The sequence below is a fragment of the Pseudovibrio sp. WM33 genome, assembly GCF_001623165.1.
GTDB lineage: Bacteria > Pseudomonadota > Alphaproteobacteria > Rhizobiales > Stappiaceae > Pseudovibrio.
The window spans coordinates 1-12254 of sequence record NZ_LMCK01000072.1 but is presented as its reverse complement, the minus strand read 5'-3'; the positions used below and the strand labels follow the sequence as shown (position 1 = coordinate 12254).

Sequence of the window (12254 nt, the reverse complement as noted above, 5' to 3'; positions counted from 1 at the left end):
CCGCCGCAATCAATTGGCAGGCGAACTGTCAGGTGGATGGAAACAACGCCTCGCTCTGGCGGCCTGCACCATGCACAAGCCCAAGCTTCTGCTGCTGGATGAACCCACCGCTGGTGTGGACCCCAAAGCCCGCCGTGATTTTTGGGAGGAGATCCACCACCTTGCAGCTGATGGCATGACCGTTCTTGTCTCCACCCACTACATGGACGAGGCCGAGCGCTGTCATCGCATCACCTACATCTCATATGGCGAACTGCTGGCAGATGGTTCCTTGAGCGACGTTATTGCAGATGCAGGACTGTACACATACACACTCACCGGCCCCAACCTTGAGCGTTTCATTCCTCAGCTTCAGGAAAACAAAGGCGTGCAGCAGGTCGCACCGTTCGGCAACTCATTGCACGTGACAGGAACAGACCTTCAGGCATTGAAACGCGCGCTCAAACCACTGGAGCAACACGAAGACATCCGGACAGAACAATCAGAAACCAATCTGGAGGATGTCTTCATCAAGTTCATGAGTGACAGCACGGACAATATGCAATGAGCAGAGTATTCTCCCTTCAGCGGCTCTTTGCCATGCTCATCAAAGAGTTCATCCAGATGCGCCGCGACCGCATCACCTTCGCCATGATGCTCGGTATTCCCCTGCTTCAGCTTGTGCTGTTTGGATACGCGATCAACAATGACCCACGCGGTCTCCCTACGGCTCTGGTTGCCATGGCAAATGACCCATATTCCCGTGCCGCCGTTACAGCCCTTGAGAACTCTCAGTACTTCAAGTTCACCGATGTCAACGTCTCACCATCAGAAGCCCGCAGCCTGCTCCGGCGTGGCAAAGTCACGTTTGTGGTGACATTCCCCAGCAACTTCGCCAAGCAGGCAGAAGCAGGAATACCCAACGCGCTGATTGAAGCAGATGCCACAGATCCCGCAGCATCCGGCGCTGCTGTCGCCTCCGCCCCGGCGATCATCGAAAAAGCCGTTGCATCCATCAAACAAAAGAATCCAAGCCTGAAGCAGGATCTTTTGAAGTCCAGTACCATCATTCATCGCAAATACAATCCGGAAGGCATCACCCAGTACAACATCGTCCCCGGCCTGCTGGGCGTCATTCTTCAGCTGACGCTGGTGATGATGACTAGCATCGCACTGACGCGAGAAACAGAACGCGGCACCATGGAAAACCTACTGGCCATGCCCGCGTCTCCTTTTGAGATCATGTGCGGCAAAGTCCTGCCCTATCTGGGCGTGGGGGCGGTTCAGGTGGCTGTTGTGTTGAGTGCAGGCCGCCTGCTCTTCAACATCCCGTTTGAAGGCGGGCTGCTGCTACTCATCGGTGCCATACTGGTTTTTGTGCTGACATTGGTTCTGCTGGGTTACTTCATCTCAACAGTCGCCCGCACGCAAATGCAGGCCATGCAGATGACGTTCTTCTTCTTTCTGCCGTCACTGCTACTTTCCGGCTTCATGTTCCCCTACGCGGGCATGCCGGAATGGGCGCAAACGCTGGGCGAGATCTTCCCACTCACTCATTTCCTACGCGTTGTACGGGCGATCTTGCTGAAAGGCGCAGAATGGAGCGAGGTATCTGCAAGCGTTTACACCCTCTTCCTGTTCGTCGGCCTGCTCCTGATGTTGGCTCTCAAGAGGTTCAAGAGGACACTGGACTAACAACTGCCCGCAAGAAAAGAGGCACTGTTTTGCAGCGCCTCAATCAGATCAACTAGCTGGCCTCAAAAGCCTCAGCACTTTGAGAGGCGCCCGCCTCTTCAGTTCCACTTGAGACCAGATTGGCCATCAGGCGAAAAGCCCCCGGCACCAGCTTTTCCATCTGGTGATGCAGGATAAGCGAGGTGTGAATGTGCTGCCCCTGCCCAAAGTCACCCGCAAGCAAAATGCCTTGGTGAGGTGCTTCATCAGGGTCCGCCATCTCCAGCAGCGGCTCATAGGCAGCATTCCAGCTCTTCGCAAAATAGAGCCCACGCTCCTTGTGCCAGTTCGCCCAATCGCTCTTGCCAATCTCGTTAGGCTGGTTGAGCAAGGCATGCTGCGGGTTCAGATAACGCACCTCGGCATTTTCATCCGTCACCCGCCAACGCAGGCTCGGTGATCCAATTTCAAGCGGTTGAAGGGGAAGTTTCTCTGCATCCCAGCGATCCCATGGACGGTGATAGAGCGTGATCAGGCGCCCACCAGCTTTCACCCACGCATGAATATCCGCAATCAAATCATGCAGGTCCTGTCGGCTACGGAACGCAAAGATGCCGACGACGAGGCAATCCAGCCCTTGCAGCCGCTTGGCACTCAACTCACCAACAGGCAAATCGACCAGTTCAACGCCAATGTCACCAAGCCATTTGGCGACGCGATCATTACCGCTCCCAACATAGCCAACGCGCCTCGCATCAAGGCGAGCATCAACCACGCAGACCCGAACCGTTGCCGGAGTAACTCGAACGCGCTGACTCACATGCGGATAAGACACAACATGGACTGTGTAAGCCTGCTCGCCCCCTTGCAGGATCGGCAGCTCATAAAGCCCATTGGCGACATCATCCGGCAGAGCAATCTGGAAAACACCATCGTCAAACTGTGCCGTCCATCCTTCTGGCACATCAAGGCTCAAGCCCTCGGCATTCCCCCCCACCGGAATGCTCAAGGACCGGTTTTCCAGCGTGTTGTTGAGCACGAAGCCCGTGTCATCCAATGTAACCACATGAGAAGGAAGCACAATTGGCTCCACCTCAAACGGCAGCCGCGTTTCAACCGCCACACCATGAGAAGTAAACTGAAGCTTTGCACAGGGCGCCTGAACCGCATCAGGGCGGTAAACAGCAGGATACGGATCACTGGTGTCAGCCTCACCCCCAACTTGGACGCAGCCGTCTTGCTGCACCCAGCCCTTCGGCAAATCCAGCTCAAAGCTCACGGCTTCACGATTGCATTCAAACGCAACCTCAGCGCTCTCACCACGCTTCAACTGGTCTTGAGACAACCGCACAGAGGCAACAATGCCCTCTGCCAGCTCAAGCACCTTCGCAAGCTGCAGCTCCTTGCGCTCCAAACGGTGCAGAACTTCATCACGGGCTGTCTCAGGGCAATCATCCATCGCCTTCCGCAACAACTTCAGAGCCTGCGCTGCAGCCGCCCCAATCATCGCACGGTTCGGGAAGGCCTCAATCGCATCCAGGCAATGATCATGCGCCTTGTCCAGCAATGCTGAAAGTGCTGGCGCTCCTGCAAACGCAGCAAGCTCGGAAAGGTCTTTCGGAAGATTATCAGATAAAGACAGCTCGTCTGTTCCAACCGTGCTTTCCGCCAGATGCAGCGGCCAGACATTGCTTTTGTCGTAAGCCTGCCAGCGCCCCATACCTTGTGTTTTATGGAATGCACGAGACTGTTCCCCAATCTGCGCCCAGCTCCAGCCGGTGACTTCCTCTTCACCGTTGCCATCAAACTCCAGCGTCGCAGGCGGTGGTGGAACCTCATCATCATACGCCCCGCCCGCACCAGACCATGCTGGCAGGTAGAGCTTCTTGACGGTCCAGCACGGCAGATCAACATCAGGAAACTCAGGATCAGCCGCCGCTTTCATCACCTCAAACGCAGCCTGTGTCATGGCGCGGTGGTGACCATGCTGGCCGGGAATGTTCAGGAAAGTCGGGCTGATGATGTCTGGCCGCTCTTGCCGGATGATTTCAACAAACCGTTTCAGCGTGCGTTGATGCCCCCACTTGCCAAGTGTCTCAACACCGCTCTTTGAAAATCCGAAGTCAAAAACGCTGTCCTCAGCTTTTTCCGAAAGCCAGTACATGCGCATGTTCAGAACATCACAGGCTTTTTCCATTTCAGCGGTGCGCAATACACCAAGGTTCTCGGTCGCCTCGGTGCCAATATCATTCTGCCCGCCCTCGCCGCGATTGGCGCAGGCATAAGACAAGGCAATGCCATCGCGAAAACCGATCGCTGCCAGCATCTCAGAAATCTCATCATCCGGATGAGCTCCCGTATTCATAAAGGAAACCGTTGACTTAAGCGGCTGCAGCGCTCGCCAAAGGTTCACCATCCGCACACTTTGTTTGTGCTCAGCAATACGTTCTTGTTCTGAAAGTGGCATCGTGTCCCCTCAGGCTACCTTCGAAATACTTGGAATATAGGTGTCGTGTATAATCAGCGCTGCCGCTCCAAGAGCCGCAGTCATCCAACCAGACGCTCCACGCACTACACGCGGCAAGGTCCGGTCAGCGCGGACGGAAACCGTCGCATCAATCAGGTTCAGTTGAGCAATCAACCGCTCAAGCAACTCTGGCGGCATAGCACCACCCAGAATAACGGCCTCCGGATCAAACAGGTTCTCAAGCGTTCCAATGGCCTGCGCCAACGGGTCAGCCGCTTCACGGATCCACTCATCCAGATCAGGATCATTCACGGCCAGCAGATCAGAAAGGTCCTTCTGGCTCTCGGCAGACTTGCCGCGCTTTTGCAAAAACTCACTGGCCGCCATACGGCTGGTATAGGTTTCTAGGCACCCACGATTGCCGCAGGAGCAAAGCCGCCCGCCCCGTTCCACAACAACGTGCCCCAGCTCACCCGCATTGCCAAACGCACCGCGCAGGATCTCACCATTGGAGATCACACCAAGCCCCAGACCAGTGCCAAAATAAACAAAACAGAAGGATTGCAGATCCGTAGCAGAGCCAGTTGTCTGCTCTGCAATCGCCGCCGCCGTCGCATCATTTTCCACGCGCACAGGCACCTGAAGCACATCTTCAAACAGCACCTGCGGGTCTTTATCGTCCCAGCCAACCAGCTCGGCCTTCCCCGCTCCGGTCAATCCCACACGGCCAAACGGACCTGGCATAACGATTCCCGCGCCTAAAACAGGCGGTGCGTTCTTGCCAATGGATGAAAGAGCCTCATCGCAGGCCGCCTTAACAGTTGGCAAAACCACAGCGGGCTCGCTGCTCTCGATGTGTATGCGCTTGGTGTAAAGCGTATCGCCAAGAAAATTCACCAGCGCGCACAAGATCGCGTTGGGGCGAACTTCCACCCCCAGCGCAACAGCACCCGCCGGATTTAAAGTGTATTGCACCGCAGGCAAACCACGCCCTTTTGTTTGCCGCTCACCCGCAAGAATCAGAGCCTCGCTCTCCAATTCAGCTATAATGTTACTCATTGCCTGTGTGGACAAACCGGTCAGGCGCGCAAGTTCTGCTCGCCCCAGTTTGCCATGAGAACGTAAGTGCCCGAGAACGACTTTCCTATTGTGAAGTCGAGTTCTTTCGGCGTTGGAGCCAATGATTTTAAGTGGTGTTTTTCGATGCATATCTATCCATTAAATCAAAACACTTGAATACTCAACTCAATTGAATTAAATCTGTTCAGCATTGTGAAATATTAAGAGAAGAACATTTCTTTTCGCAATTTATCAAAAGAAGCCGGGGCGAGGAATAGAGGGCAGCTCCGACTTTAGGACTTAGGAGAGGGTCTTATGAAGCAGTTGAAAAAGTGGATGCTGGGGGCAACCACCGCGGCTTGCGCAATGTATGCAGCAGGCAGCGCACAAGCAGTTGAAATTGAGTACTGGCAATATTTCTTTGAGCCACGTGTGAAAGCAATGGAAACCCTGATCGAAAACTTCGAGAAGGCAAACCCAGACATCACCGTGAAAATGACCCACTTCCCGTATGCGGATTACCGTACGAAAGTGGCAGCAGCGATCCCTGCGGGTCAGGGCCCGGATGTGGTGCAGCTGTTTTACGGCTGGTTGAACGACTACGTAAACGCACAACTCATTCAGCCACTTCCAAACGATGTTTTCCCGCCAGCTGAAATTGAGGCTGAGTTCTTCCCAATGGTTCAGGCCATGAAGCGCGGCGATCAGTACATGGCCCTGCCAACCGCCGTGCGTTCACTGGCTCTGTTCTACAACAAGCGCCTGTTCGACAAAGCTGGCATCGACGGCCCGCCAAAGACACTGGACGAACTGGTTGAAACCGCAAAGAAACTCACCCAGAAAGACGGCGCAGGCAACCTTTCCACCGTGGGCATCACCACAGGCATGAACGCACAGGACCACCACTGGTTCCGCGAAGTGCTTATCCGCCAGTTCGGCGGCGATCCATACATGGATAACTACAAGAAAGTGAACTACAACACAGATGCCGGTAAAGCCGCTCTGAAGTACTACTCCGATCTTGAGTTCACCCACAAAGTAACCGCAGCAGGCTTCATGGATGAGCCACAGGCCGCCTTTAAAGCAGGCCGGGCAGGCATGCACATCGACGGCTCCTTCCGCATCGGCGCACTCAACAAAGTCCGCGGCCTCAAGTGGGGCGTTGCAGAGCTGCCAGCCGCAGCTGACGGCACCCATTCCAACTACTCGTCTTATTGGGTGAACGGCATCACGTCCAAAGCCACCGATGAGAAGTACGATGCAGCCGTCAAGTTCATGAAGTACGTCACCTCCGATGAGGCCATGCAAGTCTGGCTCGACACCGTTGGCGAACTTCCTGCAAAACCATCTGCAGCGATGACAGAAGCCAATGCCAACCACGAAGTCTACGGCCCATTCATCAAAGGCCTTGGCTATGCGAAGACAACAATCTTCGCCAACGAAAGTGGTCAGCGTCAGGCTCTGATGGACATGGTTGGACGTATGCGTCTTCAAGATCAGTCTGTAGATGACTCTCTTGCTCAGGCAGCAGACGAAGAGCAGAAGATCCTCGACGACTACTACAACTAAGCATCACGCGACAGTCTATCAAAACGTATGTGTGTGGGGGCTCCACCTTGCCCCCACACCATCAAGACAGCATGTAGGGCAAAGGTTCTTTAAGCAGAGCCATAAAACACCTTAAAACAAATAGTTAAAGCAGTCTCATGTCTCATATTCTGAGCGAACTGCTGCAATTCCGGCTATAACCAGGGGGCGGTTTTGGGGATTTATAAGAGGCTCTCGATCTCGCAAAAGCAGATCGTCTGGGCGTGGGGGCTACTTGCCATCCCAATCGTTTTTTATGTAGTCGTGCGCTTCTATCCAACAGCGAACGCTATTCTGCTCTCTTTTCAGGAATGGAACCTGCTCGGCTCCCGCAATTGGACCGGGTTCGACAATTATGTAAAGCTGTTCAGTGATCCCACATTCTGGAAAGTGTTCGGCAACACCTTCCTCTATTTGATTTTGGGAACACCAAGCTCCCTGCTCCTTGCCTTCGTAATCGCGTTCCATCTCGACAAACTACGCTTCATGCATGGCACGATCCGGGCATTGTACTTCCTGCCATTCATGACCAGCGCGGTCGCAATGGCGTGGGTCTGGCGCTGGTTCTATCAGCCGGTTCCAATCGGCGTCTTCAACAACACGCTGGCCACTTTCGGTATCCCGCAAATCCCGTTCCTGAACTCAACCACCTTTGCACTGCCATCCATTCTGGCACCGGCCATCTGGGCAGGACTGGGCTTTCAGGTCATCATCTTCATGGCTGGTCTGCGCGCTATTCCGCAAACCTATTATGAGGCCGCCCGCATTGATGGCATCTCTGCGTGGGAAACGCTGACCGAGATCACCATTCCGCTTCTCAAGCCAACCATCGTCTTTCTGGTTGTCTTCTCCTCCATTGGCTTCCTACGCATCTTCGATCAGGTCTTCAACATGACCACGAATGATCCCGGCGGCCCGCTCAACTCCACCAAGCCGTTGGTTCTGATGATCTATGACACGGCCTTCAACTCTTTTGACATGGGGTATGCGGCAGCACAAACAGTTGTTCTGTTCACCGTTTTGCTTGTCGTCAGCCTGCTGCAATTGCGCGTCATGAGGGATAAGTAATATGGCTTTCTCAGATACTCTGGACACAAGCAAAAAGGCCTCGGCCCTGCGCAATTCTGCCCGCAGAAAACGCAGTCAGGCGCAGTTCATCCGTTGGCTCCTGTTGTTTGCAGGTGGCATCGCCATGATCATGCCAATCGTCTTCATGCTGTCCACCTCCTTCAAATACCCGTTTGAGGTCTACAACCTGAACCTCATCCCGGAAGAACCAACCATCGAGAACTACACCTACGTTCTTGAAGACGGGCGCTTCTTCGGCTGGTTCACCAACTCTTTGTTCATCGCAACCATCACAACCATCTGTAACGTGCTGTTTGACAGCCTCGTCGGTTACGTCCTGTGCAAGTACACCTTCCCGGGCCGTTACATCATCTTCATCGCCATCCTGTCGACCCTGATGATCCCGACTGAAATGCTGGTTATTCCGTGGTACCTGATGAGCTCTGCGTTCGGTTGGCTCGATACCTACTGGGGCATCATGTTCCCGGGTCTCATGACAGCCTTTGGCACCTTCCTCATGAAGCAGTTCTTTGAAACTGTACCAGACGACTTCTTGGAAGCCGCGCGCATTGATGGTCTTAACGAACTACAGATCTGGTGGACCGTGGCCATGCCGCTGGTGCGCCCTGCTCTGGCAGCGCTAGCAATCTTCGTCTTCCTTGGCAACTGGACAGCCTTCATCTGGCCGCTCATCGTCACCAACAGTCAGGAAATGTACACCCTGCCCGTTGGCCTCACCACCTTCTCCGTAGAAGCGCAGGTGGAGTGGGAACTGATCATGACAGGTGCAGCAATTTCAACCATCCCGACCCTGATCGTATTCCTGGTGTTCCAGCGCTACATCATTCGCGGCGTAGTAATGGCAGGGCTTAAAGGATGATCGACAGCTCCAAGTTCCCCCATCCTGTCTACAAAAACACAGTGCTTGCACCGCTTTTTGAAGGCGTAAAAGCACACCATGTCGCCTCAATCACCCAGATCAATCAGGCCCATCTGGTGATGCTGTGCGAGACTGGCATTGTGCCAGTTGAAACCGGCAAGAAAATCGCCAAGGCACTCCTTGAGATCGAGAAGGATCTGGCAGACGCTGATCCGGAATACACGGGCGAATACGAGGACTACTTCTTCCTCGTTGAAGCCGAGCTGAAAAAGCGGCTCGGCCCAGACATCGCTGGCATGCTGCACACAGCGCGCTCGCGCAATGACATGGACCACACCGTCTTCAAGCTAGCGCTGGCAAAACGCTGTGATGCCCTCACCCAGCAAGCTCTGCATCTGTGTGATGTGCTCATCAAGAAAGCCGAGATCGAAAAGGAAACGCTGATTGTTGCCTACACCCACGGGCAACCGGCACAACCATCCACCTTTGGCCATTACCTGTCCGCCGCACTGGAAGTGCTACTGCGTGATCTGGAACGGATGAATCTGGCAAGAGCTGGCATTGACCACTGCCCGATGGGGGCTGCAGCCATCACCACCTCTGGCTTTCCGATCAATCGGGAGCGTATGGCGCAGCTGCTTGGCTTCAGCGAACCGCTGCTCAATTCCTATGGCTGTATTGCCTCCGTAGATTACGTGACTGGCCTCTACTCGGCCATGAAGCTCATGTTCCTGCATCTGGGCCGCGTCATTCAGGACATGCAGTTCTGGAGCGCGTTCGAAGTTGGACAGCTCTACGTGCCAAACAGCCTGGTGCAGATCTCTTCCATCATGCCGCAAAAACGCAATCCGGTGCCAATCGAACACCTGCGCCATCTGGCATCCATCACCGTTGGCCGCTGCGATGCAATCGTCGGCACCATGCACAACACCCCGTTCACCGATATGAACGACAGTGAGGGTGAAGTGCAGCAGGCAGGGTATGCAGCCTTTGAAAGCGGCAGCCGCGTGCTGGATCTTTTTGCAGCACTCATCGCCGCAAGCTCAATCAACGAAGCGCGCGTCGCAAAGAACACGGACGCCTCCTGCATCACCATCACAGAGCTGGCAGATACGCTGGTGCGTGAAGAAGGTCTCTCCTTCCGTCAGGCCCATGAGATTGCAGCAGACACAGCCAAAGCAGTGATCGCAGAGCAAAGACCACTCCGTGACGGCTTTGACCCATTTGGCAAGGCCTTTGAGGCACACGCCCAAAAGGTATCCAGCATGAGCGAAGACCAGTTCATCCATGCTGTCAGTGCCGAAAATTTCGTTGCTATTCGCACCCGTCCCGGCGGGCCAGCTCCAAGTGCCTTGGACGCTGCTTTGGAAACTTACAAACAGTCCGCCAAAGCCTTGAGAGCCAAAAACAAATCATTTGCAGATCAAAGCGTGCAAGCCACTTTAGTGCGCAGCGCTGCTTTTGCAAAACTAGTGCAGGAGTGATCGATTGACCACCGTATCCCTAAACAATCTCGTTAAGTCCTACGGGGACACTCAGGTCCTGCATGGCATCAATTTGGACATCCAGTCCGGTGAGTTCGTTGTTCTGGTTGGCCCGTCCGGCTGTGGCAAGTCCACCACCCTGCGCATGATCGCAGGATTGGAGGAAATTTCTGCAGGCGACATCCGCATCGGCGGTGATGTGGTCAACGACATGGAGCCCAAAGAGCGCAACATCGCCATGGTCTTCCAGAACTATGCGATCTACCCTCATATGACGGTGCGCAAAAACATCGGCTTTGGACTGCGCACCTCCAAGCTCTCCAAGGATGAGAAAGACGCGCGCATCGATGAAGTCTCCGGTATTCTGGAACTGACAGACCTGCTCGACAGAAAGCCGAACCAGCTTTCCGGCGGTCAGCGCCAGCGCGTCGCCATTGGCCGCGCCATGGTGCGTGATCCAGCTGCCTTCCTGTTTGACGAACCTCTGTCCAATCTGGACGCGCAGCTGCGCACTCAGATGCGACTGGAGATCAAAAAACTCCACCAGCGCGTTGGCAACACCATCATCTTCGTAACCCACGATCAGGTCGAGGCCATGACAATGGCGGACCGTATCGTGATCATGAAAGACGGTCACATCCAGCAGGTCGGCACACCGTTCGAAGTGTTCTACGAGCCAGCAAACATCTTTGTGGCTCAATTCATCGGCGCCCCTTCCATGAACATGCTGAATGGCATTGTGAAGGGAGAAACGATCGCTCTGGACAATGGCACCTCAGTTCCAGTGCCAACCACCAAGCTCAATGAAAATCAGAAGGTCGCCGTTGGTCTGCGCCCGGATGCCCTGCTGGTTCAGGAAGGCGAAGGCCTCTTTTCCGGCGAAGTGTCCGTGATCGAACCACTCGGCACAGACACTCTCGCCTACGTGAAAGTGGGCGAAAAGGAAGTCATCGCTAAAGCCTCTGGCAGAACACCGCCTGCCATTGGCGACACAGTCAACCTGCATGCAGCACCTGAAGCCATTCACTTGTTTGATGCGCACACCGGGGAGGCTATCCGGTGATCTCAAAACAAACCGATGGGGCAATCGTCTGTGCGGGACGAGTTTATTGCGACCTCATCTTTACTGGGCTCACCGAACTACCAAGACTAGGCGAAGAAACCTACGCCGAAGAACTGGCAGTTGAACCTGGAGGCGGCGGTTTCATCACCGCTGCCAACCTTTCCGCATTGGGCCACAAAACGACCCTTCTGGCATCCATGCCCGGCGGCCCGTTTGGCTCTGCGATTTTAGACAAGATGCAGCGCAGCGGCGTTGACCTGAGCCTGTCGCCCTTCAATACCGCAAACGGTGCTCAGGTAACAGCCGTCATCGGCTGTCAGGAAGACCGCGCCTTCCTGACAAAGCGCAATGGCACCGCAGTCCCAAGAGACATGCTGGAGGCGTTCAGCACGTCAAAAGCCAGACACCTGCACATCGGTGAACTGGCAACACTGCAGGAACTTCCGGAACTGCTGGAGATCGCCAAGGCCGCAGGCATGACTGTTTCTCTGGATTGTTCATGGGATCAGAACTGCCTCCTCAATGGAGAGGTTCAGGACCTCATCGCACAGGTGGACCTGTTCCTGCCCAACGAGATGGAAGCTGAGCATCTTGGCTACCTGAAAGAGCCAGCCAACTGCCCGACACTCACAGTTGTGAAAAAAGGCAAGGCAGGTGCAACCGCCATCACTAAGGACGGCGAGATCACCGTAGCCGCAGACCCCGTCCCTGTTGTCGACACAACTGGCGCCGGAGATGCCTTCAACGCTGGCTTCCTGAGCTCATGGCTCCGCGGAGCAGACATCGAGACTTGCCTGCAAGATGGCAACAAGTGCGGTGCAGCAGCCGTTATGCGCGTCGGCGGCGCACCTTAAATCAAACAAAAAGGGTCACACACGCTGTGGCCCTTATCCCCCTTAGCTCCCCCTTTTATCCCCGCTTTCACCTTCCCTCAGCATCACTTGCAGTCGCAGCACTGTGAATCGGCATGCAAAATTGACCCGGTTAGGTGGG

General features: G+C 54.8%; 10 protein-coding genes. 8 read left to right on the top strand and 2 right to left on the bottom strand.

The window, feature by feature from the left end; translation table 11 throughout:
* Positions 1-547 (top strand): ABC transporter ATP-binding protein (locus PsWM33_RS28425; RefSeq protein WP_244276694.1); only part of this gene is annotated, 547 nt, incomplete at its 5' end.
* Positions 544-1674 carry an ABC transporter permease gene (locus tag PsWM33_RS12290; RefSeq protein ID WP_063300432.1) on the top strand — a complete coding sequence of 377 codons (1131 nt, stop codon included), beginning with the start codon at positions 544-546 and terminating at the stop codon, positions 1672-1674. The genes PsWM33_RS28425 and PsWM33_RS12290, both read left to right, overlap by 4 nt.
* A gap of 52 nt (positions 1675-1726) precedes the next feature.
* Here PsWM33_RS12290 and PsWM33_RS12285 read toward each other — a convergent pair whose 3' ends face one another.
* Together PsWM33_RS12285 and PsWM33_RS12280 are read right to left on the bottom strand one after the other, a co-directional pair.
* Positions 1727-4120, bottom strand: coding sequence for a PIG-L family deacetylase (locus PsWM33_RS12285; protein WP_063300431.1), 2394 nt, complete (start codon positions 4118-4120; stop codon positions 1727-1729).
* Between the two features lie 9 nt (positions 4121-4129).
* Positions 4130-5179, bottom strand: coding sequence for an ROK family protein (locus PsWM33_RS12280; protein WP_063300430.1), 1050 nt, complete (start codon positions 5177-5179; stop codon positions 4130-4132).
* A gap of 315 nt (positions 5180-5494) precedes the next feature.
* Between PsWM33_RS12280 and PsWM33_RS12275 the strand changes: the two genes are divergently transcribed.
* The 6 genes from PsWM33_RS12275 (at position 5495) to PsWM33_RS12250 (ending at position 12115) form a co-directional block, all read left to right on the top strand.
* Complete coding sequence (locus PsWM33_RS12275) at positions 5495-6748, top strand: extracellular solute-binding protein (RefSeq protein ID WP_063300429.1); 1254 nt, start codon at positions 5495-5497, stop codon at positions 6746-6748.
* Positions 6749-6940: 192 nt separating this feature from the next.
* On the top strand, positions 6941-7834 hold the full coding sequence (locus PsWM33_RS12270; RefSeq protein ID WP_063289273.1) for a carbohydrate ABC transporter permease: 894 nt from the start codon (positions 6941-6943) through the stop codon (positions 7832-7834).
* A 1-nt stretch (position 7835) separates the two neighbouring features.
* Positions 7836-8714, top strand: coding sequence for a carbohydrate ABC transporter permease (locus PsWM33_RS12265; RefSeq protein WP_063289274.1), 879 nt, complete (start codon positions 7836-7838; stop codon positions 8712-8714).
* Positions 8711-10198, top strand: a complete 1488-nt coding sequence (gene argH / locus PsWM33_RS12260) for an argininosuccinate lyase (RefSeq protein WP_063300428.1) — start codon at positions 8711-8713, stop codon at positions 10196-10198. The genes PsWM33_RS12265 and argH overlap by 4 nt, the downstream gene beginning before the upstream one ends.
* A 4-nt stretch (positions 10199-10202) precedes the next feature.
* A complete protein-coding gene (locus PsWM33_RS12255) occupies positions 10203-11261 on the top strand; it encodes an ABC transporter ATP-binding protein (protein ID WP_063297636.1) in 1059 nt (352 codons plus the stop codon).
* Positions 11258-12115: a carbohydrate kinase family protein gene (locus PsWM33_RS12250; protein WP_063300427.1), complete on the top strand. Its 858-nt coding sequence runs from the start codon at positions 11258-11260 to the stop codon at positions 12113-12115. Before PsWM33_RS12255 ends, PsWM33_RS12250 begins: the two co-directional genes overlap by 4 nt.
* Positions 12116-12254: the final 139 nt, after the last annotated feature.